General features: G+C 69.6%; 18 protein-coding genes. 8 read left to right on the top strand and 10 right to left on the bottom strand.

The window, feature by feature from the left end; all coding sequences use genetic code 11:
- Positions 1-3 precede the first annotated feature (3 nt).
- Entirely contained in the window at positions 4-1539 is a 1536-nt protein-coding gene (guaA, locus tag IT184_03295; GenBank protein MCC7007817.1) for a glutamine-hydrolyzing GMP synthase, read from the bottom strand.
- Between the two features lie 129 nt (positions 1540-1668).
- Positions 1669-1830, bottom strand: coding sequence for a hypothetical protein (locus tag IT184_03290; GenBank protein MCC7007816.1), 162 nt, complete (start codon positions 1828-1830; stop codon positions 1669-1671).
- A gap of 46 nt (positions 1831-1876) precedes the next feature.
- Between IT184_03290 and IT184_03285 the strand changes: the two genes are divergently transcribed.
- Positions 1877-2929 carry a PQQ-binding-like beta-propeller repeat protein gene (locus IT184_03285; protein ID MCC7007815.1) on the top strand — a complete coding sequence of 351 codons (1053 nt, stop codon included), beginning with the start codon at positions 1877-1879 and terminating at the stop codon, positions 2927-2929.
- Here the strand turns inward: IT184_03285 and IT184_03280 are convergent.
- The gene (locus IT184_03280; protein MCC7007814.1) at positions 2926-3933 is read right to left on the bottom strand and encodes a hypothetical protein; all 1008 of its coding nucleotides are present in this window, start codon (positions 3931-3933) and stop codon (positions 2926-2928) included. The genes IT184_03285 and IT184_03280 overlap by 4 nt on opposite strands.
- Positions 3934-4022: 89 nt before the next feature.
- Between IT184_03280 and IT184_03275 the strand changes: the two genes are divergently transcribed.
- A complete protein-coding gene (locus IT184_03275; GenBank protein MCC7007813.1) occupies positions 4023-7868 on the top strand; it encodes a HAMP domain-containing histidine kinase in 3846 nt (1281 codons plus the stop codon).
- On the opposite strand, the gene pssA is transcribed toward IT184_03275, so the two are convergent.
- The 4 genes from pssA to tsaB form a co-directional block, all read right to left on the bottom strand.
- Entirely contained in the window at positions 7798-8595 is a 798-nt protein-coding gene (gene pssA, locus IT184_03270) for a CDP-diacylglycerol--serine O-phosphatidyltransferase (protein MCC7007812.1), read from the bottom strand. The genes IT184_03275 and pssA overlap by 71 nt on opposite strands.
- Positions 8579-9226, bottom strand: a complete 648-nt coding sequence (locus tag IT184_03265) for a phosphatidylserine decarboxylase (protein ID MCC7007811.1) — start codon at positions 9224-9226, stop codon at positions 8579-8581. Before IT184_03265 ends, pssA begins: the two co-directional genes overlap by 17 nt.
- Before the next feature lie 71 nt (positions 9227-9297).
- Positions 9298-9549: a YdcH family protein gene (locus IT184_03260; protein ID MCC7007810.1), complete on the bottom strand. Its 252-nt coding sequence runs from the start codon at positions 9547-9549 to the stop codon at positions 9298-9300.
- 78 nt (positions 9550-9627) lie between these two features.
- Positions 9628-10824 (bottom strand): tRNA (adenosine(37)-N6)-threonylcarbamoyltransferase complex dimerization subunit type 1 TsaB, encoded by a 1197-nt coding sequence (gene tsaB / locus IT184_03255; protein ID MCC7007809.1) that lies wholly within the window; start codon positions 10822-10824, stop codon positions 9628-9630.
- Between the two features lie 110 nt (positions 10825-10934).
- Between tsaB and mutS the strand changes: the two genes are divergently transcribed.
- Genes mutS through IT184_03240 form a run of 3 tightly spaced genes read left to right on the top strand, consistent with a single transcriptional unit; the run spans position 10935 to position 16196 of the window.
- Entirely contained in the window at positions 10935-13517 is a 2583-nt protein-coding gene (gene mutS / locus IT184_03250; protein ID MCC7007808.1) for a DNA mismatch repair protein MutS, read from the top strand.
- The gene (locus tag IT184_03245; GenBank protein ID MCC7007807.1) at positions 13514-15106 is read left to right on the top strand and encodes an ABC transporter substrate-binding protein; all 1593 of its coding nucleotides are present in this window, start codon (positions 13514-13516) and stop codon (positions 15104-15106) included. The genes mutS and IT184_03245 overlap by 4 nt, the downstream gene beginning before the upstream one ends.
- Before the next feature lie 13 nt (positions 15107-15119).
- Entirely contained in the window at positions 15120-16196 is a 1077-nt protein-coding gene (locus IT184_03240) for a deoxyhypusine synthase family protein (GenBank protein ID MCC7007806.1), read from the top strand.
- A 13-nt stretch (positions 16197-16209) separates the two neighbouring features.
- Here IT184_03240 and IT184_03235 read toward each other — a convergent pair whose 3' ends face one another.
- Positions 16210-16929 carry a tetratricopeptide repeat protein gene (locus IT184_03235; protein MCC7007805.1) on the bottom strand — a complete coding sequence of 240 codons (720 nt, stop codon included), beginning with the start codon at positions 16927-16929 and terminating at the stop codon, positions 16210-16212.
- 73 nt (positions 16930-17002) lie between these two features.
- Positions 17003-17947 carry an ATPase gene (locus IT184_03230; GenBank protein MCC7007804.1) on the bottom strand — a complete coding sequence of 315 codons (945 nt, stop codon included), beginning with the start codon at positions 17945-17947 and terminating at the stop codon, positions 17003-17005.
- Positions 17948-18095: 148 nt separating this feature from the next.
- Here IT184_03230 and IT184_03225 point away from each other — a divergent pair, with 148 nt between their 5' ends.
- The 3 genes from IT184_03225 to IT184_03215 all read left to right on the top strand — a co-directional run bounded on the left by IT184_03225 (position 18096) and on the right by IT184_03215 (position 19887).
- Entirely contained in the window at positions 18096-18404 is a 309-nt protein-coding gene (locus tag IT184_03225; GenBank protein MCC7007803.1) for a hypothetical protein, read from the top strand.
- Between the two features lie 366 nt (positions 18405-18770).
- Complete coding sequence (locus IT184_03220) at positions 18771-19115, top strand: hypothetical protein (protein ID MCC7007802.1); 345 nt, start codon at positions 18771-18773, stop codon at positions 19113-19115.
- Between the two features lie 610 nt (positions 19116-19725).
- Complete coding sequence (locus IT184_03215; protein ID MCC7007801.1) at positions 19726-19887, top strand: hypothetical protein; 162 nt, start codon at positions 19726-19728, stop codon at positions 19885-19887.
- Positions 19888-20079: 192 nt separating this feature from the next.
- Here the strand turns inward: IT184_03215 and IT184_03210 are convergent, their stop codons facing one another.
- Positions 20080-22770 carry an ABC transporter permease gene (locus IT184_03210; GenBank protein MCC7007800.1) on the bottom strand — a complete coding sequence of 897 codons (2691 nt, stop codon included), beginning with the start codon at positions 22768-22770 and terminating at the stop codon, positions 20080-20082.
- Positions 22771-22773 lie beyond the last annotated feature (3 nt).

Below are 22773 nucleotides of genomic sequence, written 5' to 3'. Positions count from 1 at the left end.
CGCCTATTCCCACTCGATCGTCGCGGGAGGCTTCGAGCTGATGTCGTAGACGACGCGGTTGATGCCGCGCACCTCGTTCACGATCCGCGACGAGATCGCCGCGAGCAGATCGTGAGGCAGCCGCGCCCAGTCGGCCGTCATCCCGTCCTTGCTCTCGACCGCGCGCACGGCGACCGTGTACTCGTAGGTGCGCTCGTCGCCCATGACGCCCACGCTCTGCACGGGCAGCAGCACCGCGAAGGCCTGCCACAGCCGGCGATACCAGCCGCCCTTGCGCACTTCATCGACGACGATCGCGTCGGCGCGCCGGAGCAGGTCCAGCCGCTCGCGCGTGGGCGCCCCGAGCAGCCGCACGGCGAGGCCAGGCCCCGGGAAGGGCTGCCGCCACACGAACTCGTCGTCGAGGCCGAGCGCCGTGCCGACCGCGCGCACCTCGTCCTTGAACAGCGCCCGCAACGGCTCGACGAGCGTGAAGCGCATGCGCTCGGGCAGGCCGCCGACGTTGTGATGGCTCTTGATCAGCGCCGACTGCCCGACGACCGAAACGCTTTCGATGACGTCCGGGTAGAGCGTCCCCTGGGCGAGGAAGTCGAAGTGGCCGAGCTCGTGCGCCCGCCGCTCGAACACATCGATGAACGCCGACCCGATGATCTTGCGTTTGCGCTCCGGATCGATCACCCCCGCCAGCCGCTCGAGGAAGAGCTCCGATGCGTCGACGAAGTCGAGCGGCAGCCCGAGCCTCGCGAAGCGCCCCCGCACCTGTTCCGCCTCGTTCAGCCGCAGCAGGCCGTTGTCCACGAAGATGCAGGTCAGCCGATCGCCGATCGCCCGGTGCAGCAGCACCGCCGCCACCGTCGAGTCCACGCCGCCCGAGAGCCCGCACACCACGCGGCCGTTCCCGACCTGCGCGCGGATCTTCTCGATCGACTCGTCCACGAACGACGCCATCGTCCAGTCGCCGCGGCAGCCGCAGATCGTGAACGCGAAGTTGCGGAGGATGTCGAGACCGTGCTCGGTATGCGCCACCTCCGGATGGAACAGCAGGCCATACAGCCGCCGCTCGGGATCCGCCATCGCGGCGACCGGTGCGTTCGACGACGTGGCGGTGACGGCAAAGCCGTCGGGCGCCTGCGCGACGAAGTCGCCGTGGCTGGCCCAGACGCGCAGCGATTCGGGCAGCGCGTCGAACAACGGCCCGCGTGCCGCCATCGTCACCGTGGCGAGCCCGAATTCGCGATGCGGCGCGCTGCCCACCGTGCCGCCGAGCTGGTGCGTCATGACCTGCATGCCGTAGCAGATCCCGAGCATCGGCACGCCGAGGCTCCACACGCCCGGATCCGGCGTGGGCGCCCCCGCCTCGCGCACGCTGCGCGGTCCACCCGACAGGATGATCCCGGCGGGTTGACGGCGCCGCATGGCCTCCGCCGACGTCGTGTGCGGCACGATCTCCGAATACACCGACAACTCTCGAAGCCGACGCGCAATCAACTGGGTGTACTGCGAGCCGAAATCGAGGACGAGGACGAGCTGATGAGTCACAGATGCGGCTGGGGCGATGCAACGACGAGACCGGCGCCCGTCGGAACGTCGCTATTATAAGCGGGTGTCGAGAACCCGGGCCACGATATGTTGGGGTCTCGCGCTGACGATCGGGTGCTCACTACCCCATCAGGTGGAAGCGCGTTCGTTGCGGGGAATCCAGAGCCCCATCCCACCGCCATCGTCTTCGCCGGCGCCGGATCCCTCGTCGCCCGATCGGCAGAGTGAAACGCCAACGCCCGCCGCCGCTTCGTCGACGCCGCCGTCGAGCACGCCGCCCGCGAGCGACACGGCGCCTCGGCGCCCGGAGGCGCCGACAACGGCTCCAGCCCAGCCTTTGTACAAGCCGGCCTGGATCGAGAGCCTCCGGGCGGCCGCGCCACGGCACCTGTCGCTGACGCCCGCTCACGTCATCAGCTCCGGCATCGACACGCCCATCGAGGCGCGCGCGCTGGCGGATGGCCGCGTCGCGTGGACGTCCGACATCCGCGTGAGCGTGCGCCCGCTAGTGTTGCCGGGCCTGCTCGCCGCCGCAACGACAGATGCCGTGGTCGCAATCGATACGGCCGATGGCCGGACGCGCTGGACCGCCTCCGCGCCGGCGCCGATCGCCCTCGCCTCCAGCGACAGCGTGATCCTCGCCGCCGGCGCCTGGGGACTCCGCGCGATTCGGGCCGCGGACGGCGCCGTCCTCTGGGAGGCGGCCGCGACCGGCGAACCCGCGGCGGTGATCGCCATCGGCGCGTCCGTCGCCGTGGCGTACCAGGATCGCGCGCTCGTCGCGTTCGACCTGGGCTCGGGCCGCCTCCAGTGGCGGACGCCGCTCGACATCCGGCCCACGGCGCTCACGGCCACGCCGGAACGCATCTTTCTCGTAGCTGGCGAAGGCTATGTGTGCGCCTACCGCACGGAGGGCGGCGCGCTGGACTGGTGTTTTCCTGTCAGGGTCCGGCCCGTCGGCGCGCCGCTGACCGACGCTCGACACGTGTACGTCGCGTTCCTCGATGCGATCATCCGGGTCTTCGACGCCGAGAACGGCGCGCGGCGACGGACACTGTCGGCGATCTCGCGGCCCATCGACGGCCCGCAGATTGCCGGCGCGCTGCTCGCCGTGCCGCTCGTGACGTCGGAATTCGTCGTCTTCAACAGCGCCGAGGATTTCAAATTGACCCGCGTGCCGGGATTCGATTCCGCCGAGACGCCGCCGACGTTGCAGGCCGGCGCGATTGCCCCGGACGGTTCGGTCATCGCGATGATCATGACGTCGCCAGCGCGCACGTCGCTCGTCCTGCTCCAGAAAAGCGCGCCTGCGGCGCCGCCGCCCGCAGCCACTCCTCCGCCGGCTCCTGCGGCCCCACCGATGCCGGGACCGACCCAGCAGAAACCCTAGGGGAGGACCTCTCCTCCACTACCGGTATCAACGGCGCCGCCACGCGTCTCGGAGAATCGCCGGTACTGCGTCTGGTAGGCCGACAACGCGGCGAGCGCCAGAAACTGGAAGCTCACTCCCCGCAGCAGCCACGCCACGGCTTGCAGCGGCACGACGACCAGGCCGAGGAACGGGATCCACGCGGTCAGCGCCATTCCGGCCGCGGCCACGAGCGATCCGGCGGTAGCGAGCAGCACGACGCCGCCGATGACGCTGAAGATCCCGAGCACGTGACGCGCGTCCTCGGTCACGAAGCGCCGGAGCCGTGCGACCGCGGCGCGCACCGAGCAGTCGTCGGTGACGACGATGACGCGCAGTAGGTCGTAGACGAGATTGACGAGCGTGATGGCGACGACACTCGTGCTCGTCGCGAGGAGCACGAGCAGCGGCCAGGCCGGAAGCCATGCCGAGCGGCTCGCCACCGACAGCCCGTAGCCCAGCACGACGAGGCACGCCCCTCCGATCGCCACGTACACGAGGCCGAGCCAGAGCGCCAGCACGAGCGCGCGCCCGCCGAAACGCCGCGCCCCCTCGTAGACGGCGGCCAGGCTCCACGCCGACGCTTGCGACAGCGACACCAGCACCGATCCGGCGACGTGGACGTCGGCAGCGGCACGTTCTCCGGCGACGAGCACGTTCAGCGTCCCTGCCTTGACGACGAACATGATCGCCTCGCCGCCGACCCCGACGATCGCGAGCGCGACGAGAAACGTGATGAGCGCGACGGGCGCCGTCGACAGCGAGCCGAGCACGAGGTCGGCGGTCGCCCGCAGCCCTTCGCCCACGACCGTGTCGAGATCGGACCCGACGATGGCCGTCACCATCAGCGCGCCGCCGAGAATCGGCACCGTGAGCGTGAGCTTGTAGAAGGACTCGAGCACGAAGTCGACGAGCACCACCGGCCAGTTCGCTGCGGTGACGATGGCGCCGCGCTTCAGCGCCGCGCCGAGCGGCAGAGTGGACATCGGGAGGGACCGGCGCGCCGGCGGCCGCCGAGTATAGCATCGCCGGATTTGGTATTCTCGGCGGCAATGCCTTCCTTCGGACGCTGAACGTGTCGTCGCCGGTCCGCGTCGTGCTGTCCGCGCTCGTGATCGCGGCCGTCCTGCTGGCCGGCGGCGGCAAGGCCTGGGAGCTCTGGCGCTTCGGGACGAACGACGCCGCGACGATCCAGAGACTCGAGACGGAGATTCGCGAGCACATCCGCCGGCAGGCGGACGAGGTCGAAGCGCTCGCCCGTCGCGTCGTCGCCGACGCGATGCCCTTCGTCGACGCGACCGAGAGCGGCGCCGAGCTGTCGGTGCTGTTCGCACGGCTCGAAGTGCTGGCCGGACCGTCGCGGCCCGGGGCGATCACGGCGACCGTGTACGTCCCCGATCCATCGTCGGGATTCCGGATGCTGGCCTGGAGCGACGGCCCGGCCGGGGATCTCGCACCGCATCTGCTCGCAGGGCCTTCGACGCTCGTGGTCGTGCCAGGTCCCGTCGGCCTTCGCCTCGTCGCCGTGCGCCCGATCGAGCGTCAGGGGCGGCGCGTCGCGACCGTTGCGGCCGAGCGCGTGCTCACGTCGGCGACGCGGGACGGCACGCCGATGCTGCCTACCGCATTCGGCCCGATCACGATCATCCCGACCTACGCCGCCGGGGCGTTGGCCACGCCGAACGCGTTCGTCATCGATCGGCCGTTGCTCGAAGTGCACTACGCGCAAGCGGACATCGCCGCGGCCCGCGCGCGATTCCAGTCGCGTGCGCTCGCCACGGCCGCACTGCCGCTCGTGGTCGCGCTCGTCGTGTTGAGCGGCCCGCTGGTCGGCCGGCGTCGAACCGGCATGACCTGGTCCACGTGGCTGATCGCCTCGGGCGGCGCGGCCGTCCTCGTCGGCGCGGCAGCGCTGCTGCTGACCGCGGTGATGGACCGTCTCGATGCGCCCGACGTCGCGGTGCGCCTCGGTCGCGCCGGCGCGCTTGCGGCCATCGTCGGGCTCGTTGCCGGCGGCGCCTGGTGGCGCCGCTGGCCACGGCGTACGCCGGCCAGCGCGCAGCGGCGCTTCGTCGCCGAACAGCTATTCGCCGGCGCGCTGCTCGCGGCCGCCATCGCCGGTGCCTGGGCGATTCTCAGCGGGCAGATTCCGCCGAGCAGCCTGGCAGCCTGGCACTCGGCGTTGTTTCCGTTCGACCTGATGGGGTTGTTGAACGTGTGGACCGTGCTCCTGACGGTGCTCGCGATCGGCTGGGCGGCCGCGGCCGTGCTGGCCATCGCGGCAGAACGCTGGCGGCTCGCACGATCCGCGGCGTGGAGCGCCCTCGCGATCGGCTGCTGGACGCTGCCCGTGGCGGCACTGGTCGCGTCATCACCCAGGTGGCCGACACCGCCTGGCCCGCCAGCCCTGAGCATGACGCTCCTCTTCGCCGGCTTTGCCGTCGCCGCACCGCGGCTGCGCCGTCGCTATCGTCACGCGACGCAATCGAGCCGGCTCGTGCTGGGATTCCTCGCGCTCGTCGTCCCGCTGGCGGGCTTGTATCCGCTGGTCGCCTCGGCGATCGACCGCTCGGCGCGCGCCGTGATCGAAACGGAGTACTCGCCGCAGGCGGCCCGCCAGTCCGACGACATTCGCAGCCTGCTGCGCAAGGTGCAGGACGAACTCGATCGCCTGCCGCTCGCGGCGCAGGTCCGGCTGACGCCGGCTCAACCGATCGAGAGCCAGAGCGCGTTCCTGATCTGGAACCAGACGGCGCTGAAGAGCACGCGCGTCATCTCCGACATCGAGCTGTACGGCCGGGATCGGTCGCTGCTCAGCCGATTCGCCCTCAACTTTCCCGAGTACGTGGCTCGGACGACGACGCAGAAGTGGCCGGGCGCCGGATGCGAGTGGGAAACGTTCGGCGAGGTCACGCGATTCGGATCGTCGAACCGCACGATGCTCCACGCGCAGAAAGGCCTGTGCGATCCCGAGCAAGGCTTCGTCGGCGCCGTCGTGGTGCACGTGGCGCCGACCGACTACGACGCGCTCCCGTTCGTCGCCTCCGCGAGCCCCTCCTCGGATCTCGTCCGCGTGGGCGGCACGCGAGCCCCGCGCGCCGGCGGGCCCGTCGGGCTCGAGCTCGTCGTCTACGGCTGGAGTCTGCAACCGATCTTCACGACCGACGACGGCATCGCGTGGACGATCGACGACGCGCTGTTCCGGCGGATCTACGGCGACGGCAGGCCGTTCTGGACCACGCTCGACGCCAACCGGCGCCGCTACCACGTGCATCTCCAGCAGAATCGAGCCGGCATCTACGCCCTGGGGTACCCCGCGGCGACGCTCCGCGATCACGCCGCGCGGCTCGCCGAGATCGCCGCCGTAGCGGCGCTCTTGTTCATCATCGTGCAGGCAGCCGCCGTGCTCTACGTGCCGCTGGTGCGGCGGACCCGCGCGCCGCTGCGCGTGCTGATTACCGAGGTGCGGACGAGCTTCTACCGGAAGCTGTTCCTCTTCTTCGTGCTGGTCGCCGTCGGCCCGGTGCTTCTGTTCGCGCTCGCGTTCAGCGGCTTCATGCAGGCGCGCTTCCGCGACGACATCCAGGGCGAGGCAGCGAGCGTCGTGGCCGTCGCACGGCGGGTCTTCGAGCAGATCGCGGTCAACGAGCAGTCAGGCGCCCAGCCGCCAAGCGACGACATGATGGTGTGGATCCGGCAGGTGATCGAAGAAGACGTCAACCTCTTCGATGGCCCCGCGCTCGTCGCGACGAGCCAGCGCGACCTGTTCAACTCCGGCCTGCTGCCCGGACGCACGCCGGCGACGGTCTATCGGAAGATCGCGCTCGAGCGGCTGCCGTCGTTCGTCACGGAGGATCAGCAGTACCTCGTGGCCGCCTCGCCGCTGCCGGCGCTGGGCCCCGGCGCCGTGCTGAGCGTGCCGCTCGCACCCCGGCAACGCGAGATCCAGCAGGAGATCGACGAGCTCAATCGCGGCGTCCTCGTCGGATCCGTGCTCGTCGTCCTGTTCGCCGCCGGCCTCGGCGCCTCGCTCGCGGGCCGAATCGCGGATCCGGTGGCGCGTTTGACGAACGCCACACGGCGGATTGCCGCGGGCCAGCTCGACGTGCGGATTGCCGCCGACACGGCCGACGAGCTGCGGCGGCTCGTCGACGACTTCAACACGATGACGGCTCGGCTCGTCGCGCAGCGTGCCGAGCTGGCGCGCGCCAACCAGTTGAAAGCCTGGAACGAGATGGCCCGGCAGGTCGCGCACGAGATCAAGAACCCGCTGACGCCGATCCAGCTCGCGGCCGAGCATCTCCAGCGCGTGCACGGCGATCGCGGCCGGCCGCTCGGCGAGACGCTCGACCAGTGCATCCGGACGGTCCTCGGCCAAGTGCGCCTCTTGCGCCAGATCGCGTCGGAGTTCGCCAACTTCGCGAGCGAGCCGACGTCGAGGCCCGAAGCCGTCGACCTTGGCGCGCTCGTCAACGGCATCATCGAGCCGTACCGGCCGGGGCTGGCGGGGAACGTGGCGATCGACACGACGCTGACGGCTGGCGTGATCGTGCGCGCCGATCGCACGCTGCTCGTGCGCGCGCTGACGAACCTCGTGGAGAACGCGCTTCAGGCGATGCCCGACGGCGGCGCGCTGCGCGTGACGGTCGAGGCGTCGCGCGAGGTGGCGACGATCGTCATCGCCGACTCGGGCGTCGGCATGGACGAACAGACCATCGCCCATGCGTTCGAGCCGTACTTCTCGACCAAGACCGGCGGCAGCGGTCTGGGGCTGGCGAACGCGCAGCGCAGCATCGAGCGCGAGGGAGGCACGATCGCGCTGGCGAGCACGCCGGGCCAGGGGACGATCGTTACGGTGACGCTGCCGCGGATGGCGGCTCCTCACGATGGCTCCGCACCTTCGTCAGCACCATCTCGATGAACGCGGAGAAGAAGTAGCCGTAGGCGAGCACGAGCAGGCTGATGCGAGGCTCCGTCGCGATGAGCGCGATCAGCACGGCGAGCAAGAAGATGCCGGCGTAGCGCCGGCTCCATCCGAAATTGATCGTCTTGAAGCTGCGGAACTTGATCGTGCTCACCATGAGCGCGGCCGGTACCAGCACGACGGTCATGGCGGCAATCGACTGCGGCACGAGCGGATAGGACCAGATGTAGACGGTGGCGGCCGGGTACGGCCATGCGAACACGGTCGATGCGATCACGCCCGCGGCCGGCGGCGACGGCATGCCGACGAAGTAGCGCTTGTCCACTTGGCCAGACGACTGGATGTTGAATCGCGCGAGCCGCATGGCGGCCGCCGTGACGTACACGAAGCCCGCAGCCCAGCCGACACGACCGAGATCCGAGAGGCCCCACGCCATCGCCAGCACCGCCGGCGCGACGCCGAACGAGATGATGTCGGCCAACGAATCGAGCTCGAGCCCGAACGCGCTCGTCGTCCTCGTCATGCGCGCGACCCGGCCGTCGAGCATGTCGAGCACGACGGCGAAGCCGATGAACGGGGCCGCGGTGACGAGCTCGCCCCGCATCGAGAAGATGATGCTCGCGTAGCCGCAGAACATGTTGCCGACCGTGAAGATGCTCGGCAGCAGGTAGATCCCGCGGCGGAAGTGCGGGTCGCGGTCGCGGCGCTCAATCGCCTTCGCCATGAGGCTCCTCCGGAAGCCGGGCGATGGGGGTCTCGCCCCCTCGCACCCGATCGCCCGCGGCCACGAGCAGCTCGGCCGACGTGGGCAGAAACACATCCATCCTCGACCCGAACTTCATGAGCCCGATGCGGGCGCCGCTCTCGAGCACGTCACCCGCGGCGATGCGGCAGACGACGCGCCGCGCGAGCACGCCGACCACCTGGCGCACCACGACCCTCGTGCCATCGTGGTCCAGCCAGATCTCCGAGTGTTCGTTCCGAAAGGCGTCGGAGCGAAACGCTGCCTTGAACGACCCGGGCACGTACGAGACGCTGAGGACCCGGCCGGCGACCGGCGAGCGGTTGATGTGGACGTCGAAGACCGACAGGAAGATGGTCACCTGCGTCCACTCGCCGCCCGGCGCTTCACCGGGTCGCGCCGGTCCGGCGTGCATCACCTTGCCGTCTGCGGGCGCCAGGACGATCTGGCGATCGGCACGCACCAGCCGATCAGGATCCCGGAAGAAGAGCAGCACGGCGAGCGGCAGCATCGCGAGCCCGGCTGTGGCGGCCGACGACAGCCACCAGGCCGACACGACGGCGGGCACGGCCGCCATCGCCACGAACGGGACTGCCGCGCGATCAATTCTCACGGGAGGTGGACATGTACACGAAGCCGGCGTGCGGGGCGCAGGACGCCGTCCGCGCCCCGCACGCCGGGAGACTACTGTGGCGACGACGCGCCGTGGGCGTGATGCCGGACGATGTGCTCGATGCGATCCTTGAGGGCCAGCTTGCGCTTCTTCAACGCGACTTCTTCGACTTGCTGCTGTTCGGTGAGATACGGCACCGTGGCGAGTGCTCGCAAGTGCTCGTCGAGGCGGTGATGCTCCAGAACCAGTTGGCGGAATTCGTCGTGATTCTCGAGCAGCACAGCCCGAACCGTGTCATCGACTGAGAGCTGAGCTTCTGCCATGCTCGCCTCCTTCAGGTGTGAACGGAGCCTAGCACCCTTCACGGGCGGAGGGCAAAGCCGAACGCGGCCCGGCGTCCGTCACGGCGGCCCGCGCCGTTCGCCCCGATGCCCCTGGAGGGCCCTCTTCCAGAGGATGATCGCATCTTCCCGCGGATCCTGGTAGTAGTCACGCCTCACGCCTTCGACGACGAACCCGAGCCCTTCGTACAGCCGGCGTGCCGCTTCGTTGGAGGTGCGCACCTCGAGGGTCGCTGCCGAGGCTCCCGCGTCGGCGGCCTCTGCGAGCACGTGCGTCAAGAGCCGCCGCGCCAGACCACGCCGGCGGCGCGACGCGTCCACGGCCAGGCTGTTGATGTGCAGCTCATCGAAGACCATCCAGCAGGCGCAGTACGCGACGACCGTCCCGCCGGCATCCTCCATCACGTACAGCCTGGCCACGTCCGTGTGCTGGAGCTCCCAGCGGATCGAGTCCGCGCTCCACGGATTGGCGAACGTCTGCCGCTGAAGCGCTTCGACGGCCCCCAGGTCGTCGCGGCTTCCGAGCCGGCGGATCGTGTGGTCGCCAGCCGCACGGGCCTTCGGCGCGGACGCGTCCGGCGGCCTCAGGTAGATCGGGCGCAGCGCGTGCGGCGCCGCGGCCTGGCCCGCTCGGCGCGCGGCAAGACGCGCCGTCGTGTCGGCGAGCGGCAACGGCGCGGCGACGATCTGCGCCTGCGGCACGACGCGCGCGAACACGTCCGCGTAGCGAAGCCCGCCGTCGCCGACGATCGTGACGGCCCTGCTCCCGGCTTCGGCCGCAATGGCGGCCGCAAGGTCGGACGGCCGGCTCGCCGCCGGTTCCAGCAAGACATCACATCGATCGATCGTGACGTCCGCGTTCCCGACGCGCCACGCGGCGCTGAAGACCTCGCCGCGCTGGCCGTCGAGACAGGCCACCAGCACGGCCGGCCGGTCGTTGGGACCGACCAGGTTCGTTTCGGCCAGCGCCTCGAGCGTCGGCACGCCGATGGCCGGGCGGCCGGTCGCGAGCGCGAGGCCCTGCACGGTCGCGAGGCCGACGCGCAGGCCGGTGAACGAACCGGGGCCGCTCGCCACCGCGAAGAGATCGACGTCGCGAATGTCGCGCCCGTACGCGGCGAGCCACCCCAGGACGTCCGCCGGCAGGCGATGTCCGTGCGGCCGCGTGGCGTCGCCCCCCGTCGACACGCAGGTGCCATCGATCGCGAGCGCGACGCTGCCGGCACGCGTCGCGGTCTCGAGCGCGAGAATGACCATCGAGTGCAGATGTTATACTCGCGCGAATCCGGCGCCGACCGGGTGCCCTCCCGCTGCTCGACGTGACCATCTCTCCGGCTTCTCCGTCCGCGCACACGGCCACGCCGGCCATGCGGCAGTACCTCGACGTCAAGCGGCAGCATCGCGACGCGATCGTCCTGTTCCGCATGGGCGACTTCTACGAGATGTTCTACGAGGATGCGCTCACCGCGTCGCGCGCGCTCGAGTTGACGCTCACGTCGCGGGCGAAGGACAGCCAGGGCGGCGCGATCCCGATGTGCGGCATTCCGTTCCACGCGCTGGACGCCTACCTCGGCCGCCTGATCCGCAAGGGCTATCGCGTGGCGATCTGCGACCAGGTCGAGGACCCGCGGAAAGCCAAGGGCATCGTCCGCCGCGAGGTCACGCGCGTCGTCTCGCCGGGCACGTTCACCGAGGCCTCCTATCTCGAGGCGAGGGAACCGGCGTTTCTGGCCGCCGTGCACGCCCCACCGAACGGCACCTGGGGCCTGGCCTGCCTCGACGTGTCGACCGGTGCCTTCGAGGTCGGCGAGTTCACAGGGACCGACGCGCGCCTGGCGCTCGCCGCCGAGCTGGCGCTGCTGCGCCCCAGGGAACTGCTGATCGCCGACGAGACGGATGCCGCGATCGTGGCCGGCGATCCGGCGGCGTACCGCGTGACGCGCGTCGACGGCTGGACCTTCGATTCGGCGCGCGCGCATGACGCGCTGTGCGGGCAACTGCAGACGGCGTCGCTGGCCGGCTTCGGGCTGGAGCAGGCGCAGGCGGCCATCGCCGCCGCCGGCGCGCTCCTCGCCTACCTGCGCGAAACCCAGCGCAGCGATCTTTCTCACATCCGCAGCATCTCGCTTCGCGTGGCGAGCGATGCGCTCGTCATCGATCCCGTCACGCTGCGGCATCTGAACGTGCTCGAGGGCGCCGACGGCGGCCGCGCGGGGTCGCTGCTCGACGCGATCGACCGGACCGTGACGGCCATGGGCGGACGCCTGCTGCGGCAGTGGCTCGTGCGCCCGCTCGTGACGCTCGCGCGCGTGCAGGATCGGCTCGACGCCGTCGAGGACTTCGCGTTCCGCGTGACCGAGCGAGGCAAACTGCGCGAGGTGCTGCGGCCGATGCACGACCTCGAGCGCCTGGTGGGCCGCATCTCGTTGGGCACGGCGAGCCCCAAGGATCTCGCCGCCCTCGGCCAGTCCCTCGCGCTCGTGCCGCGCATCCGCGCTGCCGCGGATCTGGCCGCACCGCTCGTCCGCAGCCTGGTCGCCGAGCTGGACGAGCTCGCGGACGTCCGCGATGCGATCGAGCGCACGCTCGTGGCCGAGCCGCCGGCGCTCGCGCGCGACGGCGGTCTCATCCGCGACGGCGTCGACGCCGAGCTGGACGAGCTCAGGGCGATCAGCCGAGGCGGCAAAGCCTCGATCGCGGCCATGGAGGAGATCGAGAAAGCCCGCAGCGGCATCGCGTCGTTGAAGATCCGCTACAACCGCGTCTTCGGGTACTACATCGAGATCACCAAGGCCAACCTCGGCCTGGTCCCGCCCGACTACATCCGCAAGCAAACGATCGCGGGCGGTGAGCGGTTCATCACGCCGGCGCTCAAGGAATACGAAGACAAAGTGCTCGGAGCCGACGAGCGCATCGCCGCCCGCGAGCTCGAGCTCTTCGAGGCGCTGCGCCTCGGGACGGCGGCGGAGGCGCCCCGCATCCTCGACACGGCACGAGCCGTGGCCTCGCTCGACGTGCTGGCCGCGCTCGGTGAGACCGCGGCCGCCTCGAATTTCACGAAGCCGTTCCTGCACGACGGCGACGAGTTCTTCGCTACCGACGCTCGCCATCCGATCGTCGAGCGGCACGCGTCGGGCGCGTTCGTCCCGAACGACGTCCACCTCGACGGCACCAGCCGGCAGGTGGTGATCCTCACAGGGCCGAACATGGGCGGCAAGTCGACGTACTTGCGGCAGGTCGCGCTGCTCGCGCTCTTGGCCCAGGCTGGATCGTTCGTGCCGGCCCGCACCGCGAAGCTCGCGCTCGTCGACCGCATCTTCGCGAGAGTCGGCGCCTCCGACAACATCGCGCGCGGCCAGTCCACGTTCATGGTCGAGATGCAGGAAACGGCCGCGATCCTGCACGCCGCCTCCTCTCGGAGCCTCGTCATCCTCGACGAGATCGGCCGCGGCACGGCGACGTTCGACGGCCTCAGCCTGGCGTGGGCGGTCGCCGAGCACCTGGCGACCGACGCGCGCGCACGCCCGAAGACGATCTTCGCGACGCACTACCACGAGCTGACGGATCTGGCCGACGCTTTTCCTTCCGTGGTGAACTACCATGTCGCCGCGCGCGAATTCAAAGACGACATCGTGTTCCTGCACAAGATCGTCCCCGGCCGATCCGACCGAAGCTACGGCATCCAGGTCGCTCGCCTCGCCGGGCTGCCCGCCCGCGTCGTGGCGCGCGCATCGGAGATCCTGCGGTCGCTCGAGCAGGACGAGCTGGCGCGCGGCGGACGGCCGAGCCTGAGCGGCGCGCCGCCTGCCGCGCAGCGGCAGCTCTCGCTGTTCCAGCCGCCCGCAACGCATCCGGTGATCGAACGGCTCACGGGCGTGGACGTCGACCGGCTGACGCCGCTCGAGGCGCTCAATCTGCTCTCGGCGCTGAAACGCGAGGCCGAGGCGTGACGGGCCGGCGCTGGCTGACCCTCGGCCTGCTGGCCGCGGGCGCCGCCGCCTGCCAGCCCGCACCCGCCCCGCCGCGCGACACGATCGTCATCGCGCTGCAGACGTCGCCGACGAACCTCGATCCTGGCATCGGGCTGGACGAGTCGTCGCAGCGCGTGCACAGCCTGCTCTTCAGCTCGCTCTTGCGCATCGGCGACGACCTCCGGCCCGTCCTCGATCTGGCCACCCGCTTCGAGACGACGGATTCGCAGACCTACGTTGCCGAGATTCCTTCGGGCGTGCACTTCCACGACGGCCGCGAGATGACGTCGGCCGATGTGGCCTACACGTTCCGGCGGTTTCTCGACCCGGCGTTCGTGTCGGGCCGCAAGGGGGCGTTTCAGGACCTCGTCGCGGTCGATGCGCTCGATCGCTACAGCGTGGCGTTCAAACTGCGCGCGCCATCGGCGGCCTTTCCTGCCAACCTGACGAACATGGGCATCGTGCCGGCGGACAGTGACGCCGCGATCGGCCAATCGCCGCTGGGCAGCGGGCCCTACCGCTTCGTCGAGTTCGCCCCCGACGACCACGTCACGCTCGCCGCCTTCACCGGCTACTACCGTGGTGCGCCGAAGAACGCCGGCGTGACGTTCAAGGTCGTGCCCGACGAGACGATGCGCGGGCTCGAGCTGCGAAAAGGGGACGTGGATCTCGTCGTCAACGATCTCTCACCGGACTTGATCCACGGGCTGCGGGCAACGCCGGGCCTCTCGGTCATCAGCGGTCCCGGCACCGACTACGCCTACATCGGCCTCAACCTTCTCGACCCGGCGCTCCGGGATCGGCGCGTCCGGCAGGCGATCGCGTACGCGATCGACCGCGAGGCCATCGTCCGATACCTGCGCCGCGATCAGGCGCGGCCGGCAGCCGGCATCGTGCCGTCGATGTCCTGGGCCTCTGCGCCCGATGTGCGCTCGTTTCCGCACGACGTCGCCAAGGCCCGGACGCTGCTCGACGAGGCGGGATATCCCGATCCCGACGGCGACGGACCGGCCCCGCGCCTGACGCTGTCGCTCAAGACCTCGACGTCGGAGGTCTACCGCGTGCAAGCGGCCGCCCTGCAGCAGATGCTCGCCGCCGCCGGGATCGGGATCGAGATCCGATCGTACGAGTTCGCGACGCTCTTCTCGGACGTGATCAGGGGCAACGTCCAGCTCTACACGCTGATCTTCACCGGCGGATCGGTCGCCGATCCCGACATCCTGCGCCGTGTCTTCCATTCGTCGCAGACGCCGCCCGCCGGCTTCAACCGCGCGCACTACGCGAACGCCGACGTGGACCGTCTGCTCGACCTCGCATCGGCCGCCTTCGACGAGACGGAGCGGCGCCGCGCGTACGTCGACGCTCAGCGGCTGATCGCGATCGACGTGCCGATCGTCAGTCTCTGGACGCGCACGAACGTCGCCGTCGCCCGCGCCGACCTGTCGGGCATCCGGCTCACGCCCGTCGGCGATCTCGACTTCCTGCGCGACGTCTCGCGCACGCCGCGCGCCGCGCGCCGGACCGCGCGCGCCATCCCGCCACACGACAGCCATCCCGTCGTTCAGTAGAATAGCGACGGACATGGGCCGTCGACGCAAGTCCAGGTTTCTCCGCAAACCGGTGGAACCGTTCGTGCCGGAATCCGGTCTCTCGGCCGACGCCGTGCTCGATCGCATGGAACGCACCTCGTTCCAGGGGCGCAATCTCGGCACGGCCCGGCGCATCTGGGAACGGATGCTGGCGAGCGACGTCACGATCTTCCTCGGCATGGCGGGTGCGCTGTCGGCCGGCGGCATGCGCATGGTCATCGCGCACCTGATCGAGCGGCGCTACATCGACTGCCTCGTCTCGACCGGCGCGAACCTGTATCACGATCTGCACGAGACGCGCGGCCGCCGCCACTTCATCGGATCGCCGCAGCTCGACGACGCGGCGCTCGCGGCCGAGCGGATCGACAGGGTCTACGACACGCTCGCGAGCGAAGACGACTTCTCGAAGAACGACGAGTGGATCGCGGCGTTCGTGCTGAAGCTCGAGCGCCGGCCGTACACGAGCCGCGAGCTCCTGTTCAAGCTCGGCGAGTACCTCTGGAACGAGACCGGAAACGTCGGCATCCTCACCGCCGCGTATCAGGCGAGGATCCCGATCTTCTGCCCTGCGATCGCGGACTCGTCGATCGGCATGGGGCTTTCGCAGGCGAGACACCGCGACCCCTCCGCCGGGATGGCCGACGTCATCGGCGACATCGTCGAGTCCGCCAACATCGTCATTCGCAAGCCATCGACCGCGACGATCGTCCTCGGCGGCGGCACGCCCAAGAACTTCATCAATCAGGCCAGCGTGCAGGCGGAGTACTTCGACGAACGGGTCGGCGGGCACAAGTTCGCCGTCCAGATCGTGACGGACGTTCCCTACTTCGGCGGCGCGAGCGGGTCCAGCCTCGAGGAGGCCCAGAGCTGGGGCAAGCTGTCGATCGAGTCGGAGCGGGTGTCCGTGCAGGCGGACGTGACGCTGGCGCTCCCGCTGCTCGTCAGCGCCCTCGAGAGCACCTCTCACGAAGCCGTCCAGCGCCGGAAGAAACCCGACTTCGATCCCTCCGGGCGCGTGATGGTGATGAACGGCCAGCCGCTCGGGGAGAACCGCTTCCTGGAGCCCTGAGCGGGCTGCGCGGTCAGTTCAGCGCGGCAAGGCGCTGGCGTGCCTCGGGCACGTACGGCGATTCGTGGAACTCGTCCACGACACGCTTGTACGCCGCCTTCGCATCGGCGGGCTTGCCGGCTTTCATGTACGCGTCGGCCAACTGCATCAGGACGCCGTCCACCGGTAGCGCGCTATCGCGCTCGGCCGCAAGGTCGGTGTACAGCTTCACCGCGTCGTCCACCTTGCCTGCGGCGAGCTTCGCCTGCGCGAGCCCCATCCTCGCCATCGGCGCGTAGAGCGTCGAGTTGGTGGCGATGACTTTGTCGTACAGCGCTTCGGCTTCGGCCGGACGTCCGAGAAGCAGCAACTGGCCGGCGGCCTCGTAGTTCGCCGTGATGGCCGCGTCCGATGACGGGTAGGCCGCGGCGACTTCCTGGAGCGCTTTCAGCGCCGCTTCCGCGCGGTCCTTCGGCGTCGCGAAGGTGCCGGGTGCCTGGCGTGCGCCTGGAATGTTGGATGGCGGCGCGATGCCGGCGTTCGCGGTCGCCTGGGCGATGCCGAGCAGGGCACCGGCCTTGTCGGCCTGCGCGCCTCGCCACCAGAAGAAGCCGCCGACGCCAGCCACCAGCACGATCGCGATGACGACGGCGAATACGACATTGCGCTGGTATTCGCCTACCGTCTGGATCACCTGCTGGGCCGTGCGGGCCAGCTCGTTTTCCTTCAGTTGATGCCGTTCTTTAGCTTTCATGACCCGTCGTGTCCCGCTCCGGTGCGGTTCGCCAGCTTCCCGCGGAAACAATCGGAGAGTATGTCACAGCTCCCTACCGGCGAGGCGCTGGCGTCACATCGAGTCCGGCGGCACGATAGGCTTCGATCAGGGCGCCGATCTCCGGGCCGTGCCGTGGCGCGATGACCGTCGTCCGGGATATCGCCTCGACCCGCCGCCGGAAGGCTTCGAGCACGCGCCGGCTGCGGAACACGCCGCCGACGTACGCCACTCGTACCGGTTCGCTCACGTCGAACAGCCGCTGTCGGACGACGGCGACGAACCCCGCGAGGTGCTTCGCGGCGTCGTCGAGGATCTCCATGGCCACGGGATCGCCGGCCTCCGCCGCCTCGTCCACGAGCCGAGAGTAGCCGGCGATGCGATCGCGCGGGAACTCGGGCGCATAGAACCGCCGCCGCATCTCGTGGATGTCGTCGACGCCCGTGGCAGCCCGAAAGCGCTCGTGCAGCACGGTGAACGGGCCCCAGCCCTCCTCGTAGCGTGTCGCCGCGCGGAGTGCCTGGCGCGTGATGTCGAATGCAGCGCCCTCGTCGCCAAACACGTATCCCCAGCCGCCGGCCCGCGCCGTCCGATCGCCGTTCCGGCCGAAACACATCGAGCCCGTTCCCGCGATCATCACCACGCCCGAACCGCCCTCGAGCGCGCCCGACAGCGCGATCGTCGCATCGTCGACGATCCGGAGCGTGCTTGCGGCGACGATGTGACGGACGAGCGGCTCTTTCGCGATCGCGCCTCCGGTGAATCCCAGGCACGCGGCGTCGAACGTCACGTTCGCGCGCCGAAGACCGGCCTGATCGCACGCCAGATCCACGGCGGCCGTCACCGCTTCGACGAACCGGTCGCGCCGATCGACCTCGCCGACGTAATTCGAGGGACCAGCATGCCCATAGCCGAGCACGTGGCCAGCCTCGTCGCCGATCACCGCCGTCGTGTGCGTCTGGCCGCCATCCACGCCGAGGTAGCATCGGGCACCACTCATGGCCGGCTCGCTCGTGTCTGGCACTTCGCGATCGCAGCATTGCGTCGGCGCGGACCCGAGAGGGCGGCGCGACGTGCAAGCGCAGGGGAGAGAAGCACGCGTCAGAGTCTACGCGAGAGCTCCAACTCGCCGGTAGAATGGGCTCACGATGGACCTTCGCTCGCCGCACAGGATCTCCCCGGCAGAGTGCGATTCGCTGCGCGCGGCCGCGAACGAGCGCCAAGCGGCCGTGGCCATGCTGAAGCGCCGCGTCACGGACGAAGGGCTCGCGCGCCAGCTCGACATCGCAGCCAGGCTCTTCGATGACGTCAGCACGCTCTTCCTCGCCAAGGTCGAGCCCGCGCACCCGCGGGCGAGCGATGAGCAATGGTTGCGCGGCGCGGACGCGCATTTCCGGGCCGCGTGCGTGTTTCTCGACGGACTGCGAGCGGAAATCGAGTCGTCGCCGACGAGGTGACGAACGCGAACTAACCGGGCCAGCCAGCCGGCCGCGCCACTCCCGTTGGCGCGCCAGAGCCGCTCCGACAGAACTTCGGTCGAGCGACGTCGCCGTCAGAGGCAGCCGATACTGCACTCCTGCACGGCCGCGATGGCTTCCCCTTTGTCTCCAAAGTGATATAACAGTCCAGCAACGCGGCGAGCCCGTGCTCGCCGTCGCGCTCGAGAGCCCGGGTCGAACCAGCTTGGAGGCTGTCTCCCGACCGGGACGTCGCCGTTGATGGGTTTCATCCGTTCTCTCTTCGTTCGTCCTCGTCCGAAGCGTGACGCGCCCGCGATCCGCGCCGTTCCGCTTCCCGCCATCACGAAGCCGGGAAGCACGCTGATGCCGGTCCGGAGCGAGCGGGACATGCAGGACCGGCTGCGCGCCCTGCGCCAGACGAGCGCTCACGACTGGATGTTCGTGCTCGCCACTGGAGACATCGCCGAACGAGCTGGTGGCGCCGTTGTGCCGGTGACCGATCTCGAACGGCACCTGCTCGGCTACGTTCCGGTGTCGGCCATCGCCGGCGCCGCTCGCGCGCTCGTGCAGGCCAGGGCGGTCCTCTGCCCCGCCAGGTTCGAGACGACGGCCGAGTCCGGCGAGCTGAGCCTCGCACTCGACGGCGAGTTCCTGATGCGCCGGCTCGACGATCGCCTCGCGGCGATCGATCCCGCGACATCGCAATAGCTGTTGTCGTTGATAGAAGAAACGACGCGCCACCGGCAAGAGGCTCGCCGGCGATAGCAGGTTGGTGCGCCCGGACCGATTTGAACGGCCGCCCCATCGCCGGGAGGCCGTTCGACGGACCTCAACCAGCCGCGGGCGCAGCACGACCTCGCAAGAGGATCGCCGCTACGAGGCCGGCCACGGCGTGCCTCGACGTCCTACGCGACGTCTTTCTGGACTTGCGCGGCGAGCACCTCGTCGATCAGCGTTTGGAACGCCGACGCCTCGGCGGCGCGGCGGCGCACCTCCTTGCGGAACGACTCGAGGACATTCGGATTCAGCGAATGGCAATGAGCTCACGCGGCTCTTTCCCAATCGTCGGACCGCCCACACGGCGCATCGGCGGTAACTGCTACGGCTCCGTGTGAGGCTCGGGCGCTTCGCCGAGCGTGCTTGGCGCGCTAGCCCCCTCTTGACGCTGTGCCGCGGTGGCCAAGCAGGCCGTCATCTGCGGCTGCCAGAGACGCCACCACTACACCCCTCGGCCGGCGCGACGTTCGCTCGCGTGGGCTCGGCGAGAGGAGCATTTCCAGGGAGGCTTGGAGACGCGCTCACCAAGGATTGACGCAGGGTGTCCTATCTCGGCAGCGTCTTCCGGCTTGGCGGCCCTGATCACGCACCGTACGTCTATTCCATCGCCATCGTCGCGGTTGTCGTCTTCGTGGAGTCGTTCATCCCTGCCTGGCGCGCAACGCTGATGTCGCCGCTAGTCGCGATTCGCAATCGACTGTGAAGGTGCGTGTTGTGAGTGACGTCTCCGCGGAGAGACGTGAAACAGCGTAAGAGGGACTGCCCCACGACCGGAGTTTCAATCAGATCCTCGAACTGATTTTCGAGGATGGGCAGGCCAATGTTCATGAATGAACGACAGGAGCGCCCACCAGGTGCGCCCACCGCGAAAGGGCAATAGCGCGCCTGAAAGCGTCTACGGCGCCTTCAATACCCGAATCGGATCCACATGGATCGCCCTGCGGATGGGCGCCACGGCAGCAGCGCCGCAGACGGCAACCACGAAGACGGCAACCGCCGCGAACGTGAGCGGATCGCGCGGGGGCACGCCGTAGAGCAGCCGAGTCATGGAGCTCACGAGGAGCGCGGCAAGGATCAATCCGCCGGCGAGACCAGCCGCGGCGACCAGCACCTCCTGCCGCATCACGAGGGCGACGATCTGGATCGGCCGTGCGCCAAGCGCCGCACGTACGCCGATCTCGCGCGTCCGGCAGCCCACGCTGTACGAGAGGACGCCGAACAGACCGCTGGCGGCGAGCAGCAGCGTGAACCCGGCGAAGACCCCGAGCACGACGGCGTACAGCCGCGGCTGCGCGAGACCCGTGAGCAGCCGATCCTCCATCGTGACGATCGAATCGATGGCGACCGAGTGATCGATGCTCATCACCGTCTCGCGTACCAACGCCGTCAGCGTCACCGGATCGCCTTTGGCGCGAACAATAACGACCGGCGCCGGCATGCGCATACCCTCCTCGAGCTGTCGATAGCTGACGAACACCTCGGGCGACGCGCCACCGACGCCTGCCTGCGCTTGGACATCGTCCACGACGCCGACGACTTCGGGTGAACCAAGCCCGGTGCCGTGCAGCATCGGCAGTCGGACGCCCACGCCATCGCCCGGAAGATAGGCCACCGCGAACGCTCGATTGACGACGACCACGGGCACCGATGTCGCAGCGTCGGCGTCACTGAGCGCACGACCGTGAAGGACACGCATTCCGATCGCCTCGAAGTACGAGGGGCTGACCCTACGAAGATTCGCCGATACCGACCGTCGCTGGCGGCCAGGAACTGCCGGATCAATGGTGACGGCGAAGGGCTGGTCATAGGGAACGAGCGGAATCGCGCTCCCGGCCGCTGCTGAGACGACACCGGGCGCGGCCGACAGCCGCTCGATGATGGCGTCCAGCACGGCGGCGCGGCGACGACCGTCGAAACGGGCAGTCGGCATCGGCAGCACGGCCGTGAGAACACCAGCCCGCTCATAGCCGCGGTCGACCCGCAGCAGGCCGACGAAACTCCTTGCGAGCAGCGTCGCACCGATCAGAAGAACGACCGCGATGGCGACTTGGGCCGCGATGATGGTTCGGCGAAGACGGCCGACCCGCGACGCTGAGGACCCGCCTGCTGGCGCAAGGCCGTCGTCGGCGAGCGTCGCAACAAGATTCAGCCGGCGTGTGATCGACGCGGGCGCCACGGCGAAGACGAGGCTTCCGAACAGTGCCACGACGACGGCCGCCACAATCACACGCGTATCAGCCGCAATATCGCCCGTGCGCGGGAAGCTGGCGGGCAACAACTGCCGGAATGCTCCGAAGGCCCCGTACGTCAGCAGAGCGCCCAAGGTACCGCCGGCGAGTCCGAGCACGAGGCATTCCACGACGGCCTGCCGTGCGAGTCTGCCGGCGCCCGCACCAATGGCGGCACGAATCGCGAGCTCGCGGCGCCTGGAGACCGCGCGCGCGAGCTGCATGCCCGCGATATTGGCCACCGCCGTGACAACGAGAAGGCAGACCGCACCGACGAGCAGCGCGAGTGCCGGCCGCACAGCCGACGTCTGAGCCTCGAGGTAGGGTGTGGCGGTCAAGCGCGGTCTTCCCCGCGTGCCGAACACCGCATCGCCGACTCTTCCAAGGTCAGGTGCCGCCAGACCGCGCGCCGTAGCCTCGGCCGACGCCTGCGACGCCGTAGCGCCTGGCGCGAGTCGCGCGATGCCACGGAACAAATACACGGATCGCCGGTAGGGATCGGCTGGGTCGAGCACCGGACTCACCCGCCACGGCAACCAGGCCTCGACATCGTCCGTTGGGAACGCGAAGTGCTCTGGCATGATGCCGACAACGCGATATGACTCGCCGTCCAGCATCAGCGGCCGGCCCAGCGCACTCGCGCGTCCACCGAGCCGACGGTGCCAGAGTGCGAAGGACACGACAGCCACGCGATCGCCCGAAGACATCTCGTCCATCTCGGTGAACACGCGGCCGTGCAGCGGTCGAGTCCTCAACACGTCGAACAGACTCGCCGTCGTCGAGACGATACGAAGACGCTCCGCCTCGTCCGCCGCCTCGAAGGTCATGGTGCGCGTCGAGAAGCCGGCGAACGCCACGATGGTCTGTGGCGCCTCACGCCACGCGAGGTACGTCGCATTCGTCATCGTGTTCGGCGTGTGTCGTGAGGCGCCCTCGCGCGCTTCCTCGACAGCAACGAGGCGATCCGCATCCGGCCAGGGAAGCGGGCGCAAGACGACGCTGTACGCGAACGAGCTCGTGGTTGCCAATGCGGCAACCGCCACGGCGATCAGACCGACCGGCAGCAGCGCAACACCGGGCTGCCGGCATGCCTGGCGGACAGCGTAGCGAACGTCCTGCACGAGCTGCTCGACGACGGGCCGCCTCCGGCGGGCCCGGATGTCTTCGCGGACGGCGACCACGCTGCCGAAGCTCGCCCGCGCGCGGCGCCGTGCCTCGGAGGCGGCCAGCCCGGCTCGCATGCCCTCGGCGGCCTCTTGGTCCAGATGAAACGCAATGTCCCGCTGCAGTTGCTCGTCGAGCGCACGGCGGTGGAACAGTCCAGCAAGAGCGGCGCGAGAGCGATGGAGCCAACGCATCCG

It is taken from the genome of Acidobacteriota bacterium (assembly GCA_020853395.1).
Lineage (GTDB): Bacteria > Acidobacteriota > Vicinamibacteria > Vicinamibacterales > SCN-69-37 > JADYYY01.
This window is presented reverse-complemented; position numbering and strand designations above follow the sequence as displayed.

Coding starts and splice junctions, on each gene's coding strand:
- IT184_03280 (MCC7007814.1), bottom strand. CDS start 3,933: ATGTCCACTCTGCCGCTCGGCGCGGCGCTGAAGCGCGGCGCCATCGTC.
- pssA (MCC7007812.1), bottom strand. CDS start 8,595: ATGGCGAAGGCGATTGAGCGCCGCGACCGCGACCCGCACTTCCGCCGC.
- IT184_03260 (MCC7007810.1), bottom strand. CDS start 9,549: ATGGCAGAAGCTCAGCTCTCAGTCGATGACACGGTTCGGGCTGTGCTG.
- tsaB (MCC7007809.1), bottom strand. CDS start 10,824: ATGGTCATTCTCGCGCTCGAGACCGCGACGCGTGCCGGCAGCGTCGCG.
- mutS (MCC7007808.1), top strand. CDS start 10,935: ATGCGGCAGTACCTCGACGTCAAGCGGCAGCATCGCGACGCGATCGTC.
- IT184_03240 (MCC7007806.1), top strand. CDS start 15,120: ATGGGCCGTCGACGCAAGTCCAGGTTTCTCCGCAAACCGGTGGAACCG.
- IT184_03235 (MCC7007805.1), bottom strand. CDS start 16,929: ATGAAAGCTAAAGAACGGCATCAACTGAAGGAAAACGAGCTGGCCCGC.
- IT184_03230 (MCC7007804.1), bottom strand. CDS start 17,947: ATGAGTGGTGCCCGATGCTACCTCGGCGTGGATGGCGGCCAGACGCAC.
- IT184_03225 (MCC7007803.1), top strand. CDS start 18,096: ATGGACCTTCGCTCGCCGCACAGGATCTCCCCGGCAGAGTGCGATTCG.
- IT184_03220 (MCC7007802.1), top strand. CDS start 18,771: ATGCCGGTCCGGAGCGAGCGGGACATGCAGGACCGGCTGCGCGCCCTG.
- IT184_03210 (MCC7007800.1), bottom strand. CDS start 22,770: ATGCGTTGGCTCCATCGCTCTCGCGCCGCTCTTGCTGGACTGTTCCAC.